The organism is Peribacillus sedimenti (genome assembly GCF_046237635.1).
Taxonomy (GTDB): Bacteria; Bacillota; Bacilli; order Bacillales; family DSM-1321; genus Peribacillus; species Peribacillus sedimenti.
In genome coordinates this window covers 722430-747595 of the sequence record NZ_CP143547.1, presented here as the reverse complement: position 1 = coordinate 747595, position 25166 = coordinate 722430, and the positions used below count along the sequence as shown (strand labels likewise).

At 42.6% G+C, this 25166-nt stretch carries 22 protein-coding genes and 1 pseudogene; 8 read left to right on the top strand and 15 right to left on the bottom strand.

The features are described 5' to 3' along the window. Positions 1-160 precede the first annotated feature (160 nt). Entirely contained in the window at positions 161-1399 is a 1239-nt protein-coding gene (locus V1500_RS03765; protein WP_409304270.1) for an ROK family transcriptional regulator, read from the top strand. 87 nt (positions 1400-1486) lie between these two features. Here V1500_RS03765 and V1500_RS03760 read toward each other — a convergent pair whose 3' ends face one another. From V1500_RS03760 to V1500_RS03745, 4 genes are all read right to left on the bottom strand, one after another. Continuing rightward, the gene (locus tag V1500_RS03760; RefSeq protein WP_409304269.1) at positions 1487-3250 is read right to left on the bottom strand and encodes a glycoside hydrolase family 2 protein; all 1764 of its coding nucleotides are present in this window, start codon (positions 3248-3250) and stop codon (positions 1487-1489) included. 24 nt (positions 3251-3274) lie between these two features. Next, entirely contained in the window at positions 3275-4105 is an 831-nt protein-coding gene (locus tag V1500_RS03755; RefSeq protein ID WP_409304268.1) for a carbohydrate ABC transporter permease, read from the bottom strand. A gap of 6 nt (positions 4106-4111) precedes the next feature. Then, positions 4112-4999 carry a carbohydrate ABC transporter permease gene (locus tag V1500_RS03750; RefSeq protein ID WP_409304267.1) on the bottom strand — a complete coding sequence of 296 codons (888 nt, stop codon included), beginning with the start codon at positions 4997-4999 and terminating at the stop codon, positions 4112-4114. 95 nt (positions 5000-5094) lie between these two features. Beyond that, positions 5095-6369 carry an ABC transporter substrate-binding protein gene (locus tag V1500_RS03745; RefSeq protein ID WP_409304266.1) on the bottom strand — a complete coding sequence of 425 codons (1275 nt, stop codon included), beginning with the start codon at positions 6367-6369 and terminating at the stop codon, positions 5095-5097. 402 nt (positions 6370-6771) lie between these two features. Here V1500_RS03745 and V1500_RS03740 point away from each other — a divergent pair, with 402 nt between their 5' ends. Further along, positions 6772-7806: a family 43 glycosylhydrolase gene (locus tag V1500_RS03740; RefSeq protein ID WP_409304265.1), complete on the top strand. Its 1035-nt coding sequence runs from the start codon at positions 6772-6774 to the stop codon at positions 7804-7806. A gap of 195 nt (positions 7807-8001) precedes the next feature. Here V1500_RS03740 and galE read toward each other — a convergent pair whose 3' ends face one another. From galE to galT, 3 genes are all read right to left on the bottom strand, one after another. Continuing rightward, a complete protein-coding gene (gene galE, locus V1500_RS03735) occupies positions 8002-8991 on the bottom strand; it encodes a UDP-glucose 4-epimerase GalE (RefSeq protein ID WP_409304264.1) in 990 nt (329 codons plus the stop codon). A gap of 12 nt (positions 8992-9003) precedes the next feature. Next, a complete protein-coding gene (locus V1500_RS03730) occupies positions 9004-10182 on the bottom strand; it encodes a galactokinase (protein WP_409304263.1) in 1179 nt (392 codons plus the stop codon). A 162-nt stretch (positions 10183-10344) separates the two neighbouring features. Next, entirely contained in the window at positions 10345-11862 is a 1518-nt protein-coding gene (gene galT, locus V1500_RS03725; protein ID WP_409304262.1) for a UDP-glucose--hexose-1-phosphate uridylyltransferase, read from the bottom strand. Between the two features lie 291 nt (positions 11863-12153). On the opposite strand from galT, the gene V1500_RS03720 reads away from it, so the two are divergent. From V1500_RS03720 to V1500_RS03705, 4 genes and pseudogenes are all read left to right on the top strand, one after another. Beyond that, the gene (locus V1500_RS03720) at positions 12154-12492 is read left to right on the top strand and encodes a DUF3862 domain-containing protein (protein ID WP_409304261.1); all 339 of its coding nucleotides are present in this window, start codon (positions 12154-12156) and stop codon (positions 12490-12492) included. Positions 12493-12670: 178 nt separating this feature from the next. Next, complete coding sequence (locus tag V1500_RS03715; RefSeq protein WP_409304260.1) at positions 12671-13177, top strand: YndM family protein; 507 nt, start codon at positions 12671-12673, stop codon at positions 13175-13177. Positions 13178-13644: 467 nt separating this feature from the next. Beyond that, positions 13645-14487 (top strand): DUF1206 domain-containing protein, encoded by an 843-nt coding sequence (locus tag V1500_RS03710; protein ID WP_409304259.1) that lies wholly within the window; start codon positions 13645-13647, stop codon positions 14485-14487. A gap of 201 nt (positions 14488-14688) precedes the next feature. Continuing rightward, positions 14689-15612: pseudogene (locus V1500_RS03705) on the top strand (S8 family peptidase); the annotation flags it as partial. Positions 15613-15792: 180 nt separating this feature from the next. On the opposite strand, the gene V1500_RS03700 reads toward V1500_RS03705, so the two are convergent. The 4 genes from V1500_RS03700 to V1500_RS03685 form a co-directional block, all read right to left on the bottom strand. Next, the gene (locus V1500_RS03700; protein WP_409304258.1) at positions 15793-16647 is read right to left on the bottom strand and encodes an amidohydrolase family protein; all 855 of its coding nucleotides are present in this window, start codon (positions 16645-16647) and stop codon (positions 15793-15795) included. 43 nt (positions 16648-16690) lie between these two features. Then, entirely contained in the window at positions 16691-17617 is a 927-nt protein-coding gene (locus V1500_RS03695; protein WP_409304257.1) for a lysylphosphatidylglycerol synthase domain-containing protein, read from the bottom strand. A 250-nt stretch (positions 17618-17867) separates the two neighbouring features. Beyond that, positions 17868-18074, bottom strand: coding sequence for a hypothetical protein (locus tag V1500_RS03690; RefSeq protein WP_409304256.1), 207 nt, complete (start codon positions 18072-18074; stop codon positions 17868-17870). 182 nt (positions 18075-18256) lie between these two features. Next, complete coding sequence (locus tag V1500_RS03685) at positions 18257-19006, bottom strand: sugar phosphate isomerase/epimerase family protein (RefSeq protein WP_409304255.1); 750 nt, start codon at positions 19004-19006, stop codon at positions 18257-18259. A gap of 270 nt (positions 19007-19276) precedes the next feature. On the opposite strand from V1500_RS03685, the gene V1500_RS03680 reads away from it, so the two are divergent. Together V1500_RS03680 and V1500_RS03675 are read left to right on the top strand one after the other, a co-directional pair. After that, a complete protein-coding gene (locus V1500_RS03680) occupies positions 19277-20791 on the top strand; it encodes a sodium-dependent transporter (protein WP_409304254.1) in 1515 nt (504 codons plus the stop codon). Continuing rightward, positions 20788-20892 (top strand): methionine/alanine import family NSS transporter small subunit, encoded by a 105-nt coding sequence (locus tag V1500_RS03675; protein ID WP_409304253.1) that lies wholly within the window; start codon positions 20788-20790, stop codon positions 20890-20892. The genes V1500_RS03680 and V1500_RS03675 overlap by 4 nt, the downstream gene beginning before the upstream one ends. Positions 20893-20947: 55 nt before the next feature. Here the strand turns inward: V1500_RS03675 and V1500_RS03670 are convergent, their stop codons facing one another. From V1500_RS03670 to pepF, 4 genes are all read right to left on the bottom strand, one after another. Next, positions 20948-21745: a CPBP family intramembrane glutamic endopeptidase gene (locus tag V1500_RS03670; protein ID WP_409304252.1), complete on the bottom strand. Its 798-nt coding sequence runs from the start codon at positions 21743-21745 to the stop codon at positions 20948-20950. Between the two features lie 20 nt (positions 21746-21765). After that, entirely contained in the window at positions 21766-22524 is a 759-nt protein-coding gene (locus tag V1500_RS03665) for a hypothetical protein (protein WP_409304251.1), read from the bottom strand. A 77-nt stretch (positions 22525-22601) separates the two neighbouring features. After that, positions 22602-23075, bottom strand: a complete 474-nt coding sequence (locus tag V1500_RS03660; RefSeq protein WP_409304250.1) for a MarR family winged helix-turn-helix transcriptional regulator — start codon at positions 23073-23075, stop codon at positions 22602-22604. Between the two features lie 202 nt (positions 23076-23277). Then, positions 23278-25092, bottom strand: a complete 1815-nt coding sequence (gene pepF, locus V1500_RS03655) for an oligoendopeptidase F (protein ID WP_409304249.1) — start codon at positions 25090-25092, stop codon at positions 23278-23280. Positions 25093-25166 lie beyond the last annotated feature (74 nt).

Sequence of the window (25166 nt, the reverse complement as noted above, 5' to 3'; positions counted from 1 at the left end):
TTTGTTTTTTTGTACCAGAAAATGTCACAAAGCTGGGACTACAAAACCTCTCCTCCGTAACGCCAGTGAGAAAGCATACCGCATAAAACGCGGTTTTATCGTTTCGTTATTTAGTTTATAATTAAATTTAATTAAGTTACTTCCAGCAGGAGGAATAACAATGGGCAATCAACTGATGACAGGCAGCTTTCAATTGATGAAATCGATCAATCGATCCTTAATATTGAATTTGATTCGTGAAAAGGGGCCTATTTCAAGGGCGGATATAGCGAAGTTAACGAATCTTACGCCACCCACAGTAAGCAATCTTGTGAAAGAATTGTTGAGAGCGGAAATTGTCATCGAAAGGAACCTTGGGGAATCAAGCGGTGGACGAAAGCCTACACTGCTTACCCTGAATGGCGAGATGTTCCATGTAATCGGGGTTGATATCGGCTCGCATGATATAAAACTCATTCTTACAAGTATCATGGGAAAAATCATTAAAAGGAATGCTCTACCTATTCCAAAAGATATTACGAATGAAACACTGCTTGCGTTGATCATTGAATCCATCAGCCTGTTACTGGAAAACGAAGAAGTGGATGAAGAAAAGATAGTGGGCATCGGCATTGGCATGCACGGAATTGTAGATGTTAAAAGCGGAGTTTCAATATTCGCGCCTAATTTAAACCTTCATAATATCCCGATTAAGGAAGTACTAGAAAAACAGTTCAATATGATTGTTAAACTGGAAAATGACGCAAGGGCAATGAGCCTCGGGGAATTATGGTTTGGGAATGGTGCAGGAGTGGACAGCTTTGTTTGTATCAATGTAGGCTACGGTATAGGGGCAGGAATCATCATCAACCGAAAGCTATTTCATGGCAACAATTACATTTCTGGTGAAATCGGCCATATGGTTATAGACATCAACGGGCCTCAATGCACTTGTGGAAATTATGGCTGTCTGCAGACATTTGCTTCAGGGCCAGCGCTGGTTGACACCGTAAAAAAAGAAATCCGCCTTGGACATCCAAGCAAGCTTTCTGAAATGACAGGAAATAATCTTGAACTTATTACAGGGGGATTGATTCATCGTGCTGCCCTGGATGGTGACGAATTATCCAAAGCTGCTCTGGAACAAGCGGGACGTTACCTTGGAGTAGGACTTACAAATCTAATCCATACGATAAATCCAAAAAGAATCATTCTTGGCGGAGGAGTATCAAATGCAGGAGACCTTTTGCTGCACAGCTTGATACAGACGATAAACCAGCGGGCACTCACAGAGGCCGCAAAGCAGACCGACATTATAATATCAAAATTCGGCTCGGATGCGACTTCAATGGGAGCCGTAGCCCTAATCCTGGCAGAATTATTTACATCCAGGGGAACAGAAACAGCTGCCAATTATTGAAATGGCAGCTGTTTTTTCTTTTCACTTTGAACCTTTTCCTGATCGGCCAGCATGCAGGAAATAACACCAGATTCCTTAAGCGTAGATTTACCTTTGGCTGTTGATTTCTCTTATCTTGTCCAGCTCACATTTAGGAGTGCGATCATATGTTAATAATCCGTTTATTTCTTGCTCTACATCTGTCAGTTGAGTGTAACAAAATCCTTGGACAACAGGGCTTTTTATGACAGCCTCTGTTACTTTCCGATATTCTTCCACCAATTCCTCGCCAGACTTGACGGCGGAATATCCCCATCCCTCCGTTTGATCCGCTTTGTAGGCAATCCCGCCAAATTCCGTGATTAAAATGGGCTCGCCCCGGTAGGAAAATCCTTGTGCATAAATAACTCGATTTGCAGGTGTGGCAGTGATAGCCGTTTCCACATCCTTATAAGCCTGCTCGATCTCTTTTGCACTGCGGTAGTTATGAATGCCGCAAATGTCTGAAATGGTATGCTCCCATCCATCATTAGACAGGACAGGCCTCGTTTGGTCGATTGATTTTGTTTGCCAATACATTGATGTAGCATGTGCTTGCTGCTGCTTGTCATAGGCTACCCTTGAAATGCCCCAGCTCTCGTTAAGCGGCAGCCAGACGACAACAGAAGGATGGCTATAATCACGCTTTACTACATCGAACCACTCAGTCGCGAGGCGGCGTGCCGCTTCTTCACTATATTCCGATGCATTTGCCATCTCTCCCCAGACTAAGAAGCCCAGCTTATCTGCCCAATACAGAAATCGAGGATCTTCAACCTTCTGATGCTTCCTTGCCCCATTAAACCCCATTTGCTTTGCGAGTTCGATATCCTGCTTCAAGGCATCATCAGTAGGCGCAGTAAGAAGAGATTTTGGAAAATACCCTTGATCTAAAATGAGCTTTTGATAGAATGGCATATTATTCAGCATAAAGATGCCAGTCTCAATAGAAACCTTCCTCATCCCAAAATACGACTGGACCTGGTCAACAACCTTCTCTCCCTCTCTCAGAGTCAAAGTCACGTCAAAAAGATTGGGGTGTTCCGGTGACCAATACCATCCCGGTCCGTGGATGTTGCTCCGATCCGTAAAACGGTTCCTTAGGTGATAACTGCGTTTATTGTACTGTTCCAGCCTGCTTGAATGGTCATCAATAACCGGATGGCCATTAAATGAAATATCCACTGACAAAGTCATTTCTTGGGTTCGTTTGCCGTCCACTTCAAATTCCAGTTCAATATCCCCTCTGTCAATTTGAGGAGTCCACCGGATCGAAGTTAACGCTGTCTCCGAGATAGGCTCAAGCCAGACGGTCTGCCAAATACCTGTGGTTCTTGTATAGAATATGGATTCTGATTGTTCATGCCAGTATTGTTTTCCCCTTGGAATCGTGACATCCTCGGATGGATCTTCAACACGTACAGTGATTTCATCCTCTTGTCCCCCCTGATTCAGTAAATGCGAAATATTTACTGAAAAAGGGGTATTTCCGCCTTCATGCTGAAAACAGAGGTTTCCATTAATGTATACCCACGATCGGTAATCGACGGCACCAAAATGGAGGATTATTTGCCTGCCTTCCCATTCTTGCGGAATACTCACCTTCCTGTGATACCAAATGATATCATGGAAGCCAGGATCATGTATTCCGCTCATCTCCGTCTGAAATGCAAAAGGAACTGTAATAGTCAGGGCTTCCGGAAAATTTTCATACCATTTTTTATTCAATCCCTGATTGTCATCATCAAATGCAAAATCCCACTGACCGTTTAAATTCAGCCATTCATTCCGGATAAGTTGAGGTCTGGGATATTCATTGCGAGGTACCGGCATTCTCTCAAATCCTTCCTTACGAATCTATTTTATCCCTGATTGTGTCACGCCTTTAATAAATGAGCGCTGACCCAAGATGAAAAGGAGCACGGCAGGAATGGTAGCAATGGAGGTTAATGCCATAAGCTTTGCTGGCGAGGATACAAAGCTGCCCTGCTGCATGATGGCGATCCCAGTTGTAATGGTCCTCATCTCAGGTGAACTCGTCGTTACGAGAGGCCAGAGGAAATCATTATAGATACCCATAAACGTGAAGATTGCCAATGTCCAAATGACCGGGCGGGCCGCGGGCAGGACAACCTTCGTGAATACCTGCCATTTATTAGCGCCATCAAGATAAGCAGCCTCTTCCAGTTCCTTTGGGAACCCCCTGAAATATTGATACAAAAGAAATACACCAAACGCGTTTGCGGAGTATGGAAGTATCAAAACAGCATAGGTATCAAGCAGACCCATCTTGTTAAATTCCATGTACAGCGGCAGGAAGGTTATAACCCACGGGATGGTCAATGAACCGATGAAAATGGCGATAAGCAGCTTTTTAAACGGGACGTCCAGCCTCGCCAGGCCATATGCTGCAAGTGTATCCACCACAAGAACGATCAATGTTCCAGTTATGCCTACAAAAAGGGAATTGCTCATCCATTTCAATACAGGGGTTTCCCCTTCACCGTTCATGGCATATTGATAATTTTCACCTGTGAATACTTCCGGGAGCCATTTTAAGCCTGCGGTAAAGGCTTCTTGATCCGTTTTAAAGGATGTAGCAAGCATCCAAAAAATTGGTATGATGAATATCAAAGCAATAATGACTGCTATTATGACCATGAGAATGTTGAATCCCCTATTCTTCATCCGGCGCTACTCCCTTCTATTTGTGATTCGTAATTGAATAATGGAAATTATGATCATAATTAACGCCATCATCAGGGACATGGCTGCCGCATTTCCTAACTGCCGCTGCTCAAAAGCTTCATCAACTATATTCATTAACAGCACTTTTGTTTCTGTCCCAGGACCACCCCTTGTCATCAAGAATGGCTGGCCATAGATATTAAAGGAAGCAATCGTAGATGTAATCAATACAAAAAGCATGGTAGGTCTGATACTGGGCAGGGTAATGTGGACGAAGCGCTGCCAGCGTGATGCCCCGTCAAGTGCGCCCGCTTCATATAATTCTTCAGGAACATCGTTTAGTGCATTGATGAAAATCACCATATTAAAGCCAATCGTCCACCATAATGTAGCGATAACAAGCGAAATCCACGCCCAGGGCAAATCAGTCAGCCAAGGGATTCCTGATATGCCTGCCTTAAGAAGATACTGGTTGATAAGCCCGCTGTTGGTGTCTAGCAGCCAGAGCCAGACGATCGCTACAACGGACACCGATACAGAGTACGGTATAAAATAAACCGTTCTGAAAAATCCCTTGAACTTTCCCGGAAGGCTGTTAATCAACAGTGCCAACGCCAGCCCTACAGCCACTAATAAAGGGACACTGTAAAGAACAAACTGCAGTGTGTTTTGCAGCCCTTCAAGAAAAAGCTTACTAATATAAGAATCGGTATCAAAAATCTTTACATAGTTCTTCAATCCCACGAATTCATGAACAGGATTGAGCAAATCCCAGTTATTCAAGCTCATCCATGCCCCATATATGATGGGCACCAAGAGAAAAATCGTAAACAGCAGCAAATACGGAAGTACAAACAGACTCGATGTGAGTTTTGATTTCCAGCTTGTATTCATTCCCGCCTCCACCTTCCCAAGAATTAAAAGGAATAACAGCCATCAAAACAAGACGAGCAGATGAAGTTTAACATCTGTCCCGTCTTCTCGATTTGTTATTTATTCATTATTTGTTCCGCTTTTTTAGTAGCGTCGTCCAATGCTTTTTGAGGATCCTTTTTACCTAACAAAGCGAGGTTCACTTCCGCCCATAATGGCTCGGATAACTGGCCCCAGTTAGGTACGCGGGGTGCGAACTGGGCGTATTCAAATTCTTTTGCCACTTTTGGCTGCTGAGTCATCTTCTTAAATTCTTCGTTTTGTTCATATATGGCCTTTGAGGCTGGTGCTTGGCCCGACTTGGCCCATTCCATTGTGTTCTCGGCAACGTATTTCAGGAAATCAGAGATTCCCGCCAATTTTTTTTCGTCTTTAACGGAGGCCGGTATTACGAAATTATGTCCGTTAGCATATACCGCTTGCTTTTCCGTCCCCAGCATTGGAACTTCCGCCACTCCGTAGTTAATTCCCGCCTTGTCCCATTGTTCCATCATCCAGGGCCCGTTTAGCTGCATTGCATTCTTGCCTTGAAGGAACAGAGTGACTTCGCCATCCTGTTGAACATTGGCCGGTGATACTTTTTCTTTTTCTATTAAATCCCTGAGAAAGGTTAAGGCTTCTACACCTTCCGGACTGTTGTAGTTGGGATTTCCATCCTTAAGCAATTCTCCCCCGTTTTGGAAAAACACCGTAGGATAGATGAATTGGTTTGGCCATAGTGTTGGAACTACAAAGCCATATTGGTTCTTGGAAGAATCGGTAAGCTTCTTAGCTGCCGCTACGAATTCATCACGATTGGTAGGGGGTTTTTCGGGATCAAGACCAGCGTCTTTAAACATGTCTTTATTGTAATACAGAATCAGTGGGTGGATATCCAAAGGAATGGAGTATTGCTTTCCATCGATCGACCCAGCTTGCCAGGCAGTTTCTGAATAATCTTCTTCTTTCACACCTGTTTCCTCTATTGTGTCTGTTAAATCTTTCAATAGATTTTTCTCAGCATAGTTCACAAGCTGGTCCGTATGTGCAATCATGAGGTCCGGTGCATTTTTCTGTCCAGAAAATGCAAGATCAATTGTTTTGTAATAATCAGTTTGGGGAACAATCTGGAGGTTTACGTTATACTTTGATTGAGACTTGTTATAGTTTTCCACTATTTTCTTCATCCGCGGGCCATCAGCACCTGAGAAAGGCGCCCAATAAGTAATCTTCTCACCATCTCCGCTTCCGCCGCCGTCAGAACTGCTCGACTCATCACTGGAGCATGCAGCCAAAGAGCCAGCTGCAAGCAATGCTGTCATTGCAATGCCAAGCCATTTTTTCTTCTTCATGAATATTCCTCCCTGGATTAGAAATAAAAAGACAACATGACCCACTTTTTGACTTTTTGTTATTTGCAATCCTTTTAGCTATTCATGGGAGTTAATTAAATTAATTTATTTTGTAAATTCATGATAGTTTGATTTACCCACTTTTGTCAACGCTTACACTTTCCGGTTTCATATTCTATCAGTATTTCAAAATTTAGAAATACCACACTATATTTTCAAGAACCTACACTGCATGGAGGGTAGGTTTTACCACTATCCGAACCCACTAATATCTCTCCTTCAGCCTGGGGTCATTAATTGAATTGTACAAAGGCATAAGATAAAATTTAATTACCTAAATTAAATTATTTAACGAAGTGTGCTGTTATTATCCCAATTCCCAGAGAAAGAGGATGAAAAAACATGCCTAAATTCTCCTTGATTCCACTATTAATCGGAATATTGGCTCTACCTGGATGTTCTTCCGCGGATAAGTTATCTAAACCCCATGAAGCAGGCACATCAGAATATCAGAATCCGGTATTCGAACCAGTCATAGCAGATCCTTCAATTATCAAAGGCAAGGATGGTTACTATTATGTGTATGGAACGGAAGAAAATTGGGGTGACGGCAATGGTCCCCGATATGTGCCAGTCATACGTTCCAAAAATCTGACTGAATGGGATTATTTTGGGGAGGCTTTTGAGGCTGTTGATAAGCCAAATTGGAAGGAAGGCGGCATTTGGGCTCCCGATATTAATTATTATAATAATGCTTATTATCTCTACTATTCTATTTCGACCTGGGGAGACCAGGATCCAAGCATAGGTGTTGCTACAAGCAGTGAGCCCGATGTCCCATTTAAAGATATGGGACCGCTCTTTAGAAGCAAAAGCATCGGCGTAGAAAACTCGATCGACCCGGAATTCTACAATGACAATGGCACACCTTATCTTTTTTGGGGCAGCTTTCATGGCATATTTGGGATAGAGCTGACCAAGGATGGATTCAAGACAGCAGGCAAGCCTTTTCAGGTTGCCGGCAACGCATTCGAAGCGCCCTACGTAGTAAAAAGAACTGGCTATTATTATATGTTTTTATCATCGGGATCCTGCTGTGATGGGGAAAACAGCACCTATCATGTAGCAGTGGCACGCTCAGAGAAGATTACTGGCCCTTACCTCGATAGGAACGGGAACGACATCATCTCAAGCAATGGTACCGTTATCCTTACAGGCAGCAAGAAATTTGCCGGTCCGGGACATAATGCAATCATCACAGATAAAAATGGAACCGACTGGATCGTATATCATGCCATTGAAAGAAATAAGCCTAAGTTAAACAGCGGGGCAACCCGCAGGCCGCTCATGATAGATCCAATTGAATGGAAAGATGGATGGCCAATAATCAAGGATCTGCAGCCAGGCGAGGCGGCTCAGGCGGCGCCTGAGCTTTAGGACAAATCCAAAGAAATACAAGAAGGCGCATGCCTTCCATGCGCTTTCTTTGTTTGCCATATTAATATATCATGACAGTGCTGCTCTTTCCCTCTTGTTCTAATGCATCTGCGTGCGAAAAAATCCCGGCCAATGAGCACTTCTGAGAAATTCCCTTTAATAAGCCTTTGCGGGAGATGCCGGAACGCTTTTTCTTCATTTATCACTGTATCCTTTCGGATTAGCTTTATGCCATTTCCATGCAGTTTCAATGATTGTCTGCAAATCGTTGTACTTTGGTTTCCAGCCTAATACCTGTTGGGCTTTTTCCGAACTCGCAATCAGCACGGCAGGATCTCCAGCGCGCCTTTGTTCGACAATTTCGGGAATCGGATGTCCAGTCACCTTTCGGCTGGTGTTAATGACTTCCTTAACAGAGAACCCTAATCCGTTGCCAAGGTTAAACAAATCACTGACATTATTGTTCCGTAAATGTTCAAGTGCCAGCCAGTGCGCATTTGCCAAATCCATAACATGGATATAATCACGTATACAAGTTCCATCATCTGTCGGATAATCATCCCCAAAAATCGCAATGGACTCCCTTTGCCCCAATGCCACTTGGAGAATAATGGGTATAAGATGGCTTTCTGGACTATGGTCTTCACCTATCATGCCGTCGGGATGTGCTCCGGCTGCATTAAAATACCGTAAGGAAATTGATTTCAGCCCGTAAGCAACATCACACCAACGAAACATTTTTTCCATGGCAAGTTTCGTTTCTCCGTAAGGACTTGTTGGATTTGTAGGGTCCTCTTCCTGGATAGGGATTTGTTCTGGTTCTCCATATGTTGCAGCCGTTGAGGAGAAGACTATTTTTTTAACATCATGGGCCAGCATAGCTGATACAAGGGTATGAGAAGCTATTAAATTATTTTCATAGTATTCCAGCGGGTTCTTAACACTCTCACCGACAAGGGAGCTGGCTGCAAAGTGAATAACTGCCTCAATGTCATGCTTTGTAAAAACTTGATCCAGGTAGCTGCTGTCGCGAAGGTCTCCGTTATAGTAGATACCGCCTGTTACAGAGCCTGTATGTCCAGTTTTAAGATTATCTATGACAACAACCTCTTCTCCCCGTACGAGAAGCTCTGCCACTGTGTGGCTTCCGATATATCCCGCTCCTCCGGTTACCAATATCGCCATGTCCATTCCTCCTTAGATCAATTCTTTCGCTCCATCGCCAATTTCACACACATAAAAGACTGGATGTAAACTGGTCTTTTCAACATACTTTTCAAATACTTCCCGCTTAAAATTCTCTACTTCCTCTTCCTTTACAAGACTGACATTGCAGCCTCCAAATCCGGCACCTGTCATACGGGTACCGATACAGCCCTTAACTTTTGAGGCTGCTTCATACAAAGTATCTAACTCAAATCCTGTTACCTCGTATAAATCCCTTAAGGATTCGTGTGATTGCTTCATCATTTTGCCGAAGGCCAGCAGGTCATTTTCCTTTAAATGCTTAGCGGCAGCCAGGACCCGTTCATTTTCTGCGATCACATGCTTAACACGCCTGCGAATGGTTTCATTTTCTATGAACCGGCTGACACCCATCCATTCCTCATAGCTCACATCTCCAAGCGAGCGAACATGAGGCAGATGTTGCTGAATGATTTTAAGCCCGGCCTCACATTCGCTTCTCCGTTCGTTATACTTTGAATCAGCCAGGCCGCGGCGTTTATTTGTGTTTGTGATAACCAGCTTATATCCTTCGATATTCACCGGTACATATTGAAAATCCAGCGTATCGCACTTAAGCATCATGGCATGATTTTCTTTGCCCATCCCTACCGCGAACTGGTCCATGATCCCGCAATTGACTCCAATAAAGTTATTTTCGGCACGCTGTCCAAGCTTCACAAGCTCAATCATCGGAATTTCCAGACCGGCCAAACTGCTAAATGCAAGGCCTGTGACCAGCTCTAGAGAAGCTGAAGAAGACAATCCTGCCCCGTTAGGAATATTGCCGTAAAACAGGATATCAGCTCCAGTGTACATCGGAGCATCCTTTTCTGAGAGAGCCAATAATTCGCTCAGTACACCCTTAGGGTAATTAGCCCAATCATCTTCTTTCTTGCAAGTCAGTTTTTCTGATGACGAAACCGAAACACGTGTTGGAAAATTAGCGGATGCAAAGTTGTAGGTGCTGTCGTCCCTGGGGGCTGCCGCAGCCCACGTACCGTATGTCAGTGCGGCCGGAAATACATAACCACCGTTATAGTCCGTATGTTCTCCTATCAAATTGACACGTCCGGGAGAAAAAAAGACCCTTACTCCATCGTCATATCCGAAATATTCACGGAATAAATGTTTTAGTTCAGAGCTATTCATATATTTTACCTGCTTTCACGTTTAATCTGGTAAAACATTATTAAAAAAACTGTTTATTAAACAGCTATCTTGTGACTATAGTGAATAATCGAAAGAATAGTCAGGACATACCATATGATAGAACCACTCCCGTAAATTCCTGCATCCTCTTTTACAAGACCGTTATGTCACTCCCTGCCCTTGCAGTGCTTCGAGAAATCGCAGGAATGCCTGCTTTCCTTCTGCTGTCCTCTTGAAAACGCCCGCGTGCTCCAGGACGGTCAAATAGGTATAGCCTACTTCTTCTTGAATAATACTCATTACATTATCCCTGTGGATATTCTTTCTCTTAACTATTATCTTTTGAGCCCACTCCCAGTGTTTTAAGATCATCTCTTCCCATTCTTCTTTTGGCCTTGCAGTTATTATATTTTCAGCGACTCTTTTAAGCTCGTCCCCCAACCTTCCCGGCAATACAGCCAGTCCCATTACTTCTATAAGGCCAATGTTCTCTTTTTTAATGTGATGCAACTCCCGATGAGGATGGAAAATTCCTTCTGGAAACTCTTCGGATGTGCGGTTATTTCTCAATACGATATCCATCTCAAAAAGCTCACCGTTCCTTCTCGATATGGGGGTCACCGTATTATGGGGAGTATCTCCGCTAAAGGCGAAGATGCCTGCATGTTCATCCGTGTACCCCTTCCAAATATTCCATATAAATTGCGAAACCTCCGCTACGTCATGCTTAGGGCCGCAAACACGCAAAACAGACATAGGCCATCTTACTATGCCTATCGATACAGATGGATAGTTTAATAGGGTAATTGTTTCCTCTATTTCAGCCTTTTCTATGGCAAATTGATATCGTCCGCCCTGGAAATGGTCATGCGACAGGATGGATCCCCCTACAATCGGCAAATCCGCGTTAGAGCCTATAAAATAATGGGGGAACTGTTCAGTAAAATCCAGAAGACGTATAAATGTTTCTCTGGATATTTTCATTGGGATATGTTCTCTTCTAAAAATGATGGAATGCTCGTTGTAATAGACATAAGGTGAATATTGAAGATACCAGTCTTCCTTGTTCAGATATAGCGGTATAATGCGATGGGTCGCTCTTGCCGGATGTCTAAGATTCCCTTTATAGCCCTCATTTTCCTTACATAAAAGACAGATTGGGTACGAGGCTGCCGGTGCATTTTTTAAAAGTGCGATCTCTTTGGGGTCTTTTTCCGGTTTTGAAAGATTAATGGTAATATCAATGTTTCCAAAAGGGGTATTGGTCTTCCATTGAATATTTTTTTCAATTCGGTCTTGGCGAATATAGTTGGATGCCAGGGACAAGTGATAAAAATAATCCGTGCCGTTTTTAGGTTTTTTGCTGAATTTCTGGTTAAATACATCGATTACTTCTGAGGGGCGCGGCATCAAACAATTCATAATTTCTGTGTCGAAAATATCACGTTCCGTAATGGTATTGTTTGTAATCACTTGGTTATCGAATGCCCAATCCAGTATTTCTTCCAGGATTTCTGCAAGGGCCCCCGCTGGTTGTTCTTCGTTCACCTCTTTCCATTCATATATGCCGAGCACAGCCAAAATGCGATTCCGTGAATATAGCACGTCTTCTTGCCTTAACAATTTTTCCTGGACTCCGTAGTTGAGTAACCTTTGAATGTTTTCAAATATGGAAGTCACAATCAACACCTCGGCTCGTATTTTTTAGTCATTTCTCCATAGGATAAGAGAATTAAAACTTAATTAATTTAATTAATTACCAAAATTATCATAAAACTTTAGAAAAGGTTTTACAACGCTTTTTAATGCTATGTCTTCATTTCTCTGACTTTAATTGTATATTTATATATACCATTTTCCTGCCACCCTAACTCCATTTCATGTAAATTCTTATAAACGATAGGGGTTTTCCTTTCAATAATCGGGTAAATGCCAAATGTAAGCATCTTCCAGAAAGGAGATCCCGCAGAAATGGGTAATAAATTGTCATCTTGTATCCTTGCAATGTCTTTGATTGGATTTATTAGCGGCTGCTCTTCTGATTCTACAGGCGATTCCAAAACAACTGGAGCAGGCGACACAGAACAGAGAATAACAAAAGCGGAATATGAGAAGATCAAAAATGGAATGACATATGAAGAGGTCACGGAAATTATCGGCTCTAAGGGTGTGGAAGCTACAGATCAGGATGAACCTGATACAAAAGCGGAGGTATACAGATTTGAAGGTGCCGGTAAGGCTGGAGCTGATGTACACATTTATTTTAAGGACGGTAAGGTAGAAGGCAAAGAACAGGAAGGCTTAGAATAAACCGAACCTCGGAGAAAATCTCTCCGGGTTTTCTTTTGGTAAAAAGAACGGTATAGATGTTTGTTTACTTTGCGGATAACGCCGAATAAATATTTGGCAGTTCCCTCTTTCAATGGCCCTCCTTCAACGAATATTTCCTATGTAAAACAAACAAAATAGGAAAAAGGAGATGGAGCCATTGAGACACGGATTAGCGCTTTCGATTAAATTTATTTCAACTCTTGTTGTTCTCGGAATAATCCTGGGTTTATTTTACAATCTGGCCTTCACCGAGGTGTTGATGATTGCAGTGGTGTTAACTCTGGCCGGCTATATACTGGGTGATTTATTCATATTAAGGCGAACCAATAATCTATCGGCTTCTCTGGCGGACTTTGGTTTGGCCTTGATTATCATTTACCTGCTAAGCAGGAATATGGCTTTTGCTAATGGACTGTTCACTGCGTCCTTCCTTTCTGCGGCAGCCATAGCCTTTACCGAATACTTCTATCATTCATTCATCTCCAGATTGATTCCTGGGCTTAGAGAAGAAGCCGGTCAGAATAACCGTACAAATCGTGCTCAATTTCAGACCGAGGCTTCAGAAGAGTTAGCACCTGTTAGACAGGATGTCAGAAGTCCAAAAGATCCTGTAACTAACGAACGCAACAAAAACAAAAATAAGAACAGAAAAAATAACAACTAATCTGAAAAATGGGCAGGTCATAAAGCGTATGCATTACTCTGCCCCGCTTCCAATCAAGATAACACTTAATAACAGCTTGGGGAATAAAACAAATTGGCATATCTTAATGAAGCCCCGCTTTCCCCTCACTCAGCCGCAAACTCAGCCTTGCAATCCTCTAGCTCTTACTTACTAAGTTTTGTGCTTTATTATGTTGCGAAAAACTTTAGCGACTGAAATTTATGTCCTCAGTGTAATTTTTTAAAGTCTCCATTGCCGCGCTTCTACTGGTTTCTCCCCTGCATTCCAATTATATAGGGACGTTTTTTTTTCGAAAATCAGATTTTCATAGTCGCCCTTATGCCCAAGCCAGCCCTATGAAATCAACTAATTTACCCATATATAGTCACTATTGCCATGTAACTCAATTTAGTTTCCCAAAGCCTGTAAACGGGAATTAATTGAGTAAGCAGGAAAGGAGAATCTATATGCTTCCACATTCCCCCAATAAAGAGATGAAAGAAAACGTCCATCAAGCTTCCTCTCAGCTAAAACCATGGGTAAGGAAATATGCAAGATTTGGATTCATGGCTAAAGGGACAATTTTCATTCTCGTCGGTATCTTTTCTTTATTAACTGCATGCGGCTACGGCAGCAAGGCAAAGGGCACAAACGGAGCATTTCACTCGGTGGCTGCCAAACCTTTTGGTGAGGTTCTGCTTTGGATCATCGGAATTGGATTGATCGGCTATATCCTTTGGCTGCTTTTAGAGTTTTTCAGGGGACCATCAACGAAAGATAAACCATTGAAAAGGTATGGAAGGAAAGTTGCCAGCATCATCAAATGTGCGATTTACATCGGTTTGGCTGCCAATGCGCTTTCAATTGCTATACATGCGGGACAGTCCGGCAATTCAAAAGAGACTTGGACCGCCAGACTGTTAGCCGCTTCTTATGGACCATGGGTCGTGGGGATTGTAGGTGCGATTGTTTTGGGCGTTGGAGTTTATCATATATATGAGGGATTGACAGGTTCCTTCATTTCTGAATTCAGAACAGCTGAAATGAGCGAACCCGAAGTACAGGCGGCCATAAGTGCCGGCAGAATTGGGCTGATGTCACGAGGAGTAGTGTTTATCATTCTTGGGTATTTCATTGTTCGAATGGCCATCACTGTAAATCCAAATAACCCCTTGAGCCTTGATGGAGCGCTTGAAAAGATCCTGGAGCAGCGGTATGGTGCCTGGCTACTGGGAGCCGTATCGATCGGTCTGGCATTTTATGGATTGTATGAAATATTGAAAGGAAAGAATAAGAACATCATTATATAATGCTCCTCCATGTCCGGGAGGTTTTTTATTTGTTTACAGCATATATTCGATTGAAAAACGTTTCATTTATTTAAATGGGACAAACAATCATATCAATTGCCTGTCTCTCTTCATAACATGTAGTAATCGCATTTTCTAAATTCACTATGGAGAAATTAGTGGATTGTCGAATGCTGTATGTAATGATGGGAGATGACATAGTTGCCAAAGGTTCATCTAACTCCTTTCTCTTTAATTCGTATTAAAGAGAGCTTATTCGAAACACCTCCAGGGGTAAGAATGATTGGGGCAAGATCTCTATGGAGAGAGGGCTTTAAAGGTAAGAATGTAGTCGTAGCAGTGCTTGACACCGGCTGCCAGCCCGACCATCCTGATTTAAGGGGACAAATTATTGGAGGCTGTAACTTTACCAGTGACTTTAATGGAAAAGTTAAGGATTTTCGTGACAATCACGGTCACGGCACCCATGTGAGCGGGATTATTGCTGCAGCAGAAAATGGTTCAGGTGTAATAGGCGTCGCCCCTGAGGCCAAGTTACTGGTGCTGAAGGTATTGAATGGTTCCGGGGAAGGAACGACAGAGAGTATCATTCATGCTATAAATTATGCTGTGGATTGGACAGGCCCTGACGGAGAGAAGGTTAGGGTTATATCGATGTCCTTAGGCGCCGCTGAAGACGACCCGCTCATGCACTCCGCAATTATTCATGCTGTCCGGAATGATATTTCTGTCGTTTGTGCAGCAGGCAATTTAGGTGATGGCAATCCAGATACCACCGAGCTAAGCTATCCGGGTGCTTATCCAGAAGTAGTCGAGGTAGGATCGGTAAATTTGCTTAGGCGGATTTCCAGGTTCAGCAATTCGAACAGCCAAATCGACTTATTGGCTCCAGGGGAACATATTGTTTCTACCTTTCCCATAAACCAGTATGCCCTCCTTTCCGGTACCTCTATGGCCGCCCCTCATGTCTCGGGTGCTGTGGCACTTCTTATAAATAAACATGAAACACTGCGAAAACGCCGATTATCAGAGCCGCAAATCTATAGAGAGCTGATTGATAATACAGTGTCCTTAGGCTATCCTGAAACTCTTGAAGGGGAAGGATTGCTAAGGCTAAATCGCGAACGTCGCGAATTGCTGCACTCACGCCTTCGGGATTTGCTGGGAAGGGATTTGTCTGGACTGGATTTGTTAAAGAGGGACTTGCTTTAATTCAGCTAAGAAAAAACCAATCAGTTTTTACAAAGCATGGATATGCGAAGATATAAAAGATGGCTATCTATTATCGGATAGCCATTTTCTCTGCTATTCTATATATCTCTGAATTTTTGGAAAGACCCTTAATGCATTGCAAAAGAATACCTGCTCATGGAAGGCTGGAGGTATAAGACTTTTAATAAACCTTATATAGGGACCGACTGGAACCAGCGGCCAGTCTGTACCGAAGATCAATTTATCATAGGAGTCGGCAAATACCAGGGCATGCCGCAGATGGTCCAGAAATATACCTTCGCTTCGCTGCTCCAGCTCCTTTTCTGTTCCAACTACCAGACCGGACAGATCCGCAAACACATTAGGATTTTTATAAATGATTTCCGCCCCGGTCAATGTCCACGGATCGCCAAAGTGGGCCATTATGAAATTGACCTGCCTGTGTTTCACAGCCACTTCATCGATTGCAAGAGGATGCGAATACTTTAACAATCCGCGTTCAGAATAAGTATCCCCTGTATGGAAAACTACCGGAAGCCCATATTCCGCTGCAAGGCCGTACACCGGTTCATAAACATCATCATAAGCATAAAAAGGATAATAGCCCAAATAAATCTTGATGCCTGCCACATTGGGCTTTTGTACTTCGGCTTCAAGCCGTTTTAATGACTCCTTATTCAAATCAAATGGATTTACCCCTGCACAATATACAATCATTGGAGGGATTGCACTCTCTAAATCCAAGCACATTGGTGTTGTTGCATGATAGTCAGGGAATCCCATTTGAGCTGTCTCTGTAAGCCCCATGCCAATCCCCAACACAACTCCACTATGCCGGTATTCTTGTATGATGCCCGAATTCGAATAATCCACATGGGACAAAGAAGCTGCTGTTTCACGAAATGATTGGATGTTGGATAAGTGCATATGCGCATCAATGATTTTCATAAAGTCTCCTTTCAGCAGATAACAAAAGTTTCAGCTGCAGTCCCTACGCCCTTTTCCTTAAGGAAGCAGGCACCATTTCCGAAATAGCCAATACGATGCCTATGAGCCATGGAAGCGCATAGTAAGAAATGCGGTACAGCACGACAATTAGCAGGCCGGTTTCCTTGACAACCCCGTGCTGGTCAAACCCTTCCAGGAGCACAAGGTCAAAAGTTCCTATACCACCGGGAGTCATACTGACCACAGAAATGAATTTACCCACGAAGAAAAGTCCATATAAAAAAGGAAATGATACAGATACGTTCAAAAGCTCGCTGATAGCGTAAAATACAAAAAAGCATAAAAACCATTCTACAACTGAAACGGCAAGCATTTTAATGATAAATTCCCTATCTGTCTTATTTGTTAACTTATTTTTTGCAAATAGAATAAGGAGATAGACAGGCAAAAAAAGCACGATGCCCCATAGCACCGGTTTTAACAAATGATCACCTTTAAAGTCAATAAACGTATGAATATCAGACATCACAACAAAAATCAGCAATGCAGAAACTCCAGCAAACATAAGCGGCGTGGCCCACGCAATTGTCTTTAGCAGCTGTTTAAAATTGGCATGGTGCTTTTTGAAGAAAGTACTTCTGATGCTGGCGCCCGCTAATCCTCCAAATCCAAGCACATTGTTGAAAGTATTCGCAATCAACGAGTATTTGACCAGCTTTTTTATTGGAATGTTCAAGCTTAACCTATTATTAAATAAAATATCATAGTAGATCATAAAGCTCGCCGCAATGAAACCAAGAAGCAATATAATGGATAGATCCCAAAATCCTATCTTCGGAATTTGACTGATTGCCAATGACCAATCTAACTTCTGAAAATAATCATTTGATTTATAAAAAATAAAAAATAGGATCAGCAAAGGCAGTATGATCCTCAAAGACTTCATAAACCATTCCCGCTGTATTTTCAAGTACGGCACACCTCAGTGATGCTTGAGCATCTTCTATTGTAAAACCCTTTCTAATCATATCATATCGGCATATCCCACAAATACACTCTGATTGATGATTTCCCATATCTTTCTTTAAACAGCGGCACTCCTGGAATTGCCCTAAAAACCTGAATGCTTAAAACTCATTTCAGCTTATGATAAAAAACGGCTGACACAAAAATGCAATAAAAAAACGCCATGGTTATGACGTCTATGTGTAGAGCCTATATTATTTTTTATATAATATAAGATTGAAAAGCCAGTTCAAAAAAGGATGCCTTTTCTTATCCACAATCTTGATTTGGTTCATGTGGAGGCGTTCACGGTGTTCACAAATCCATTTGTTTAATTCCTGTTTATCCTGACAATGGGTTAAATATGTCTCTCCGCCTTTTCCAACAGCGTTTACTACATATCTGCACGATGACTTCCCCATATTTGCCCACCTTTTTAACATTATAATGTATTGTAACAGCCATTATTATACCAAGATTAAATGGAAAGTCCATCTGTTTTGGAAGAAAAATTTGTACGGGCAAATACTTTTAATGGCAGGTTTCTAAAGTGATATTGATAAAAATCAACAAATAACAAAGTATGTCGTATATCTAGCTGGATCTATTTTCCTTTTAAGTACTGTAGACTTTCTGCCACACTCTGGATAGGATTTTTTCTGCACTCATCCTGTTCTATAATCCACCATTCGATGTTTGAGCCAACTCCCTGTTGCAGGACTGATTCGATGTCGACGCCACCGGTTCCCAATTCAGCAAAGAACCGTTCCCCATCCGTCGTCATGTCTTTCAGATGGACGATCGGTGTCCTGCTGCCATATTTCTGCAGCCATTCTGTCGGATTTTCATTCGCATACGTGAGCCAGTAGACATCAAATTCAGCTTTGACCCAGTCAGGATTTGTTTCCTCCAATATCATCTGAAGTGCCGTTCGCCCATCACTCATCCTGTCAAGCTCGAAGTCATGGTTATGATAACAAAGGGTAATCCCTGTGCGGCTGCATCTCTCTCCAGCCTTATTCAGTAGACTGATCAGCCGGATATAGTATTTTTCATTACGATCTTCTTCTGGCACATAAGGGCACACTATATATTTGCTCCCCACTAATAATTGTTCCTCGATGACTTGCTCCAGGTCACTTTCCAATACTGGGATTGGAATATGGCTTGATGCTGCACGCAAACCGACGTCATCCAGTACCTTCCGGACTTCGGAAGCAGACAACCCTCCAAAGCCGGCAAATTCTACACCATCATAACCCAAGCGTGCCACCTCATTTAAAGTCCCGGCAAAATCTTTAGAAGCCTGTTCCCTAAGTGTATACATCTGTAGTGCAATAGGAAGCTTTTTCATAGCTACTCTCCTTTTTATATGTACTTATGCCGTATTTCTCTTAAGGTATTCGTTTAAAGCTTCTGATTTCCCTTCTATAATCCCTGTTTAGATATTTATTAACAAAATGTGGGGGAAGCTTCAAGCATCTTACACCGTGTATACCATTCAATGAAATTCAACGAGTTTGCCGAAAATTACTTTGACAAGATTTTATTTTGCAGATATAATATTTTTCATATTTACAGAAAATTAAAAAATATTCACAAATAATTTTTCGAGGTGGCTTTCATGGAAAATCGACAACAATGGGGAACAAGGGCCGGGTTTATTTTAGCCGCCGTAGGTTCCGCAATCGGTCTGGGAAATATATGGCGTTTTCCTGCTGTGGCATATGAAAATGGCGGCGGGGCATTCTTCTTTCCTTATTTATTCGCACTGCTTACAGCAGGTATTCCATTATTAATACTGGAATTCACGCTGGGGCACAAGTTCAGGGGTTCGTCTCCTTTAACCTTTGCCCGATTTAGGAGAACATCGGAATGGCTAGGCTGGTGGCAGGTTGCAATATCATTTGTGATAGCTACTTATTATGCGGCAATAATTGCATGGGCTTCATCTTACGCTTTCTTTTCGCTTAAGCAATCGTGGGGAAAAGATCCCGAAAGCTTCTTCTTTAATGATTATTTGCATATTGCAGGAAAGCCTGGAGAATTGGGAGGATTTGTTCCAGGTGTATTGATTCCGATCATCATCGTGTGGATCGTAACACTTGGTGTTTTGCTTCGGGGGATAAAAAAGGGGATTGAAAGAGCTAACAGAATCATGATCCCAACCCTGGTCGCTCTTTTCCTGGTCATCGTGGTTAGGGCACTTACACTTGATGGGGCAGCCCAGGGGCTGGAAGCATTCTTTAAACCTAATTGGTCGCAAATTGGTAACAGCAAAGTATGGATAGCGGCCTATGGCCAGATTTTCTTTAGCCTATCCATCGGGTTTGCAATAATGATTACCTATTCAAGCTATCTTCCAAAGAAGACTGATATAACAAATAATGCGTTTATCACAGGGTTTGCTAATTCCGGCTTTGAACTGCTTGCGGGAATTGGTGTATTTGCGGCACTAGGGTTCATGGCTGCCCAACAGGGAGTGGAAGTAAAAGATGTAGTCAGCTCAGGAATCGGGCTTGCATTTATTGTATTCCCGAAAATCATCAGTGAATTTCCTGCATTTAATGGACTATTTGGCTTCGCCTTTTTTGGATGCCTTGTACTTGCAGGGTTAACCTCCTTGATTTCAATCGTAGAAACCTTCGTTGCCGGTGTGCAGGATAAATTTAATGTTTCGCGGAGTAAGGCTGTTACTGTCGGTGGAGGTCTGGCTGCATTAATTTCCATCATATTTGCGACAAAGGGCGGCCTTTACCTTCTGGATGCAGCGGATAACTTCATCAATCAATTCGGGATTGTACTGGCAGGCTTGGTTGAGGTTGTTTTGGTTGCTTGGATTGCAAGAGAATTGAAGTCATTGCAGAATCATGCTGACAGTATGTCTGATATAAAGCTTGGAGCATGGTGGAGATTTTGTCTGGGAGTAGTGACACCAGCCATATTAGGGTACATGACGATCCAGAACTTTATCAGCAATACAAAAAGCAATTATGAAGGTTATCCAACGCAATTCCTTCTTTTCTCCGGCTGGGGAGTAGCTTTGTTAGCGCTGGTTCTGGCTTTTGTTTTTATTGCAGTCAAATGGCACAAAAGCGTTGATCTAAAGGGTGACAGCAAGGAGGGTGTACGTCTATGAGTGCAAGTGCTATAACTATGATGATCGTCGGCATGCTTCTGATATGGGGAGGACTTGCAGCAAGCATCGTAAATGCCGTTTTTAAGAGTAAAAGAAGCTGACACAAGGGCTGCCTGCCGGCGGCCCTTTTTCTGTGCGGCAAGTCAACGGCATAAATCAGTATGAAACATCCTTACTCTGAAACATCTCAGGAATTGACTTGCTGCCCACTTTTTCATCTTCCGCTGAAGCAATTCCAAGCTTTCCAAAATAATCAATAAACGCGTGGAACACGATTAAAGGAATGAGGGAGCCGGTTCCGATATAAATCAGGCACAGCCAAATGCCGATAATCGTAGTTTTAATAACACCGCTTATCCCCTGGTACGTGTGGGCAAGGCCGAATATCATACTGGCAATTATGATTGTTGCCCAAACAGAAAGGCCCGGGAATATATATCCTAGTGCGAATAAGAGAAATCCCCTATAAATAATTTCTTCGGTAATCCCTGCTGTTACAGATACATAGGTCCAACGCTTTTTCTCTTTGTTCGTTTTTGGCAATAAAAATGCCTGGTATCCTGATTGAACTAGTTCTTTGCTCCTTGCTTCATCGATTTGCTTTCTTATTCGATCATTCCATTTATATCCGGCCGTGTATACACACAACAGAAGCAAAAACCCGCAGCCCAGCCCGATTGCCGTGTAAGTAATGACCGATCCCAAGGTCTCTGTATTTATGGACAAGGATTGCAATCCTATGTATTTGAAGGTCATATCAGTAAATACCGCAAGCAGAAGGATGAAAATCACCGGTATCCATAATCCAATAATGGAGTCCTTATAATAATTCAGCCTTGCTTCCAGTTCCCCTGAAACAGCCCTGTTCTTGAACTTTTGGAAACCCATGTATCCAAAAACCGGCTCGTATAATAAAGTGAAGATGATCACTATCCAAATACCGAAAAACATCATGTATCTCTCCTTTTATTACATTATGAGCACAGCGTTCTTTTTTCTAACAAGCTATTTACTTCGTTTAAAAAACGGATACTGTCGTCAATGGAAAGATATATCTTGGTGACAGGCGTTTCTCTACCTAAAAAATCTGTGACAATTACAGGTTCTTCCAAAACGATTTCAAAGTCCGGCGGGTCAAATAGCCCAAGCAGTGTGAGATCCAGTATATCCCTTCTTCGTTTATCATTTTCATAATGCAATTTCCCGCTGCGGATGGCAGCAATATTTTGGAGCATGACATTTGCCTTCAGCCGCAAGCCGAAGTTAATGATGATTCGCTCGTCATCCAGCTGCACAGGATTCTTTTTGATCGCTTTATAATCGGCAATTAGATATACAATCATATAAATACTGAGGACAAGATGGATGATGGCAATTGGTGTATTCCAGTTATGGAGCAGCATGGAGACCCCTGTTCCTTCAAGAGCCAAAACAAAAATGAACGCTCCGAGAATCCCTCCATATCCTATTTTTTTATGGTATGAGTAAGCGTTTTCATTTCCTGTTTGCTTATCCTTTAAAAAGAGAATATGGTACATCATGATTTCCCTGATTATTAAAGTGGAGAGAATCCTATTTTTGATTTCTTGTTTTACGGCATATGCCAGCCTATCCCCGAAATCCTTTGTTTTGTCGGTCTGTCTGTAATGGTTTATAAACCGCAATATCCTCCATCCTGCAAAAAAGATCAAAATCCCTTCCAATATGAGTAACCATTGGAACTGAATGCCCATTGTCCCCACTCCTTTCAATAATTAAAGCATACCGCCCTTCAATCCGGATCCTGTGCTAGAATGCGGTTTACTTACGATCATTGACCATCCCTGCTATCAATATGTGGATTTTGAGCTGTGCTGCGTGTCACGATTTCAGCTAGCTTCTTAAGGACTCTATGGTAATCCAGGATATCCCGTTCAGGGAGCTGCATATAATATTTTTCAAACAATTCTTTCTCCAGTTGTTCCAGCTGCTGAAAAAATTGCTGCGCTTTTATATCGGCGGTCACAAGAATTTCTCTTCGGTTATTTGGATTAATTTCCCTTTTTACATAGTTTTTTTTCTCCAGCTTTGCAACAAATTGGCTGGCAGCACTTGGCGTAGCGCAGATAATTTCGGCTATCTCATGCATATTGAGCAGCTTTCTTTTTTCCAGCACATCCAACACAAGGGTCTGTTTCGATGTTAACTCATGCTCGTCAAACAGATTTTTATAATCCTGTACAAACACAGACCTTATAACCTCGGAATATTGTTGAGCCTCGATTAATTTCTGCATCAAGTCCATGTATGATCATCCCTTTTCAGCAATTAATTCACCTTAAATATTAAGCACTAGAAACACTTCAGTTAACTTAACTATATTATACCATAATCTGGGTTACATACAGGAAAACCATCCCAGTTTTTGAACTGTTATTTTGCCTTTTTCACAAAAATGCCACAAAAAAACGGCTGAAATATCTTCAGCCGTTTCGTGTCTCATCTACTTATTCGTAAGACCGTTCCAATTCATCAACCAGTGAACCAACATAGGCTACAGCTTTGCGGATCGTATCCGGATTTGTCATATCAACTCCCGCATGATTCAACAGCTCCTGCGGCTTCATAGTCCCGCCCGCACGCAATACCTCAAGCCATCTGTCAACTGCCGGCTGCCCTTCCTCCTGGATTTTCTGTGCCATTGCGGTTGATGCAGTAAGGCCTGCTGAGTAAGTATATGGGTAAAGTCCCATATAATAATGCGGCTGGCGCATCCAAGTAAGGCTGGCTGCCTCATCCAATTCAACTGAATCTCCCCAGAAATCAGAAAGGACGGCTCCTTTCACCTCAGATAGCGACTTGGCAGTCAAGGCCTTTCCGGCTTCTGCAAGACTGTAAACTCTCCGTTGGAATTCCCCTTCAAGCAGGTGAGTGACGAAATTATGATAGTATGTTCCAAGCAATTGAAGTACCACCCAGCGGCGCATCTGCTTATCATCCGTACCTGCAAGCAAATGCTGGCCTAAAAGAAGCTCATTTAACGTCGACGGAGCTTCTACAAAATAAGTCGAAGGCCTTGTGTTGATGACCCTTTGATTTTTGTTTGCCAGGTAGAAATGGCCTGCATGTCCCAATTCATGTGCCAGAATGAACGCGCCGCGCATTGTATCCTGCCATGTAATCAAAATGTATGGATGTGAACCGTATGGGCTTGCACAGAAAGCTCCGGTCGCTTTACCCACATTATCGGCCAGATCGACCCATCTTTCCGTCAAGCCTTTTTTCATAATTTCGCTATATTCCGGTCCCATGACCTTCAGTGCTTCAAGGATAACCTTGCTGGCCTCTTCATAGGTTGTTTTTGGATTAAAATCAGGATCTAAAGGCGCTTTTAAATCACAGAAACGCATTTTTTCAAGGCCCAGCACTTTTTTCTTAAGCTGTGCAAAACGGCGCATATGAGGCGCTAATTCTTCCTGGATGATATCCAATTGATTATTATACATTTCAACCGTTACCTGCTGGGAATCCAATAACGCATGGGTCACAGATTCATAGCTGCGCAGGCGCGAAAGTGCGACTTGCTTTGTAACTTCTGTTGAATAAGTTGCGGCAAATGTGTTCTTATACTGCTGCAGGGTGTTCACAAAAGAGTCGTAGGCTTTGTGGCGCACGTCTGTATCTGTAGAAAACTCATAACGGTCCTCAAATAAAGCAAAGGAAACCGGAAGTTCATTTCCTTCAGCATCGTGGATAGGGTCAAATTGCATATCAGCAAGCTTGCTAAATTCATAAATTTTATAAGGAGCCCCATGGACCTCGCCAAGTGCGGCAAGTGCTTCTTCTGTTTCCGGTGAAAGCTTATGCTTTTTGGATTCCAATAACTCCATAAGATTCTTTTTGAACGGCTTAAGCTCTGCCTCTTCCTGTAAATAACTTTCCACTTTTCCCTCTGGCAGCGCAAGGATTTCAGAATCAATGAAGGAAAGCGCAGCGCTCACCTTTGTCTGCAATGAGGAAAACTTGGAGGCGTCAGCCTGATTAACAGGGTCCGTGCCATCTCCAGATCTTCTTAATGAAGCATAGGAACCGGCTCTTACAAGCTTTTCATACAATTTTTCCTGAGCAGTCAAGCATGCCAGTAATGCCTTTGAACCGGTATCCAATGTTCCTTTGAACTCGGTGAATTTCTCCACTTCGGCAGAAATTGCCTCCAACTCTGCTTCCCATGCCTGGTCCGTCTCAAACAGATCCTTCAGGTTCCAGGTCAATTCCAAAGGCACTTCAGCGCGAGTCAAGCGTTTCTCAATTGTTTTTTGCATTTGATATCCTCCTTATATGGGCCTACCTGCGAGTAAATTATGTATGCTTCCTTAATACTTTTAGGTTGAAAATA

Excerpts from the sequence above, each read along its gene's own strand:
- V1500_RS03765 (WP_409304270.1), top strand. The coding sequence starts at position 161 with ATGGGCAATCAACTGATGACAGGCAGCTTTCAATTGATGAAATCGATC.
- V1500_RS03760 (WP_409304269.1), bottom strand. The coding sequence starts at position 3,250 with ATGCCGGTACCTCGCAATGAATATCCCAGACCTCAACTTATCCGGAAT.
- V1500_RS03755 (WP_409304268.1), bottom strand. The coding sequence starts at position 4,105 with ATGAAGAATAGGGGATTCAACATTCTCATGGTCATAATAGCAGTCATT.
- V1500_RS03750 (WP_409304267.1), bottom strand. The coding sequence starts at position 4,999 with ATGAATACAAGCTGGAAATCAAAACTCACATCGAGTCTGTTTGTACTT.
- V1500_RS03745 (WP_409304266.1), bottom strand. The coding sequence starts at position 6,369 with ATGAAGAAGAAAAAATGGCTTGGCATTGCAATGACAGCATTGCTTGCA.
- V1500_RS03740 (WP_409304265.1), top strand. The coding sequence starts at position 6,772 with ATGCCTAAATTCTCCTTGATTCCACTATTAATCGGAATATTGGCTCTA.
- galE (WP_409304264.1), bottom strand. The coding sequence starts at position 8,991 with ATGGCGATATTGGTAACCGGAGGAGCGGGATATATCGGAAGCCACACA.
- V1500_RS03730 (WP_409304263.1), bottom strand. The coding sequence starts at position 10,182 with ATGAATAGCTCTGAACTAAAACATTTATTCCGTGAATATTTCGGATAT.
- V1500_RS03720 (WP_409304261.1), top strand. The coding sequence starts at position 12,154 with ATGGGTAATAAATTGTCATCTTGTATCCTTGCAATGTCTTTGATTGGA.
- V1500_RS03710 (WP_409304259.1), top strand. The coding sequence starts at position 13,645 with ATGCTTCCACATTCCCCCAATAAAGAGATGAAAGAAAACGTCCATCAA.
- V1500_RS03700 (WP_409304258.1), bottom strand. The coding sequence starts at position 16,647 with ATGAAAATCATTGATGCGCATATGCACTTATCCAACATCCAATCATTT.
- V1500_RS03690 (WP_409304256.1), bottom strand. The coding sequence starts at position 18,074 with ATGGGGAAGTCATCGTGCAGATATGTAGTAAACGCTGTTGGAAAAGGC.
- V1500_RS03685 (WP_409304255.1), bottom strand. The coding sequence starts at position 19,006 with ATGAAAAAGCTTCCTATTGCACTACAGATGTATACACTTAGGGAACAG.
- V1500_RS03680 (WP_409304254.1), top strand. The coding sequence starts at position 19,277 with ATGGAAAATCGACAACAATGGGGAACAAGGGCCGGGTTTATTTTAGCC.
- V1500_RS03675 (WP_409304253.1), top strand. The coding sequence starts at position 20,788 with ATGAGTGCAAGTGCTATAACTATGATGATCGTCGGCATGCTTCTGATA.
- V1500_RS03670 (WP_409304252.1), bottom strand. The coding sequence starts at position 21,745 with ATGATGTTTTTCGGTATTTGGATAGTGATCATCTTCACTTTATTATAC.
- V1500_RS03665 (WP_409304251.1), bottom strand. The coding sequence starts at position 22,524 with ATGGGCATTCAGTTCCAATGGTTACTCATATTGGAAGGGATTTTGATC.
- V1500_RS03660 (WP_409304250.1), bottom strand. The coding sequence starts at position 23,075 with ATGGACTTGATGCAGAAATTAATCGAGGCTCAACAATATTCCGAGGTT.
- pepF (WP_409304249.1), bottom strand. The coding sequence starts at position 25,092 with ATGCAAAAAACAATTGAGAAACGCTTGACTCGCGCTGAAGTGCCTTTG.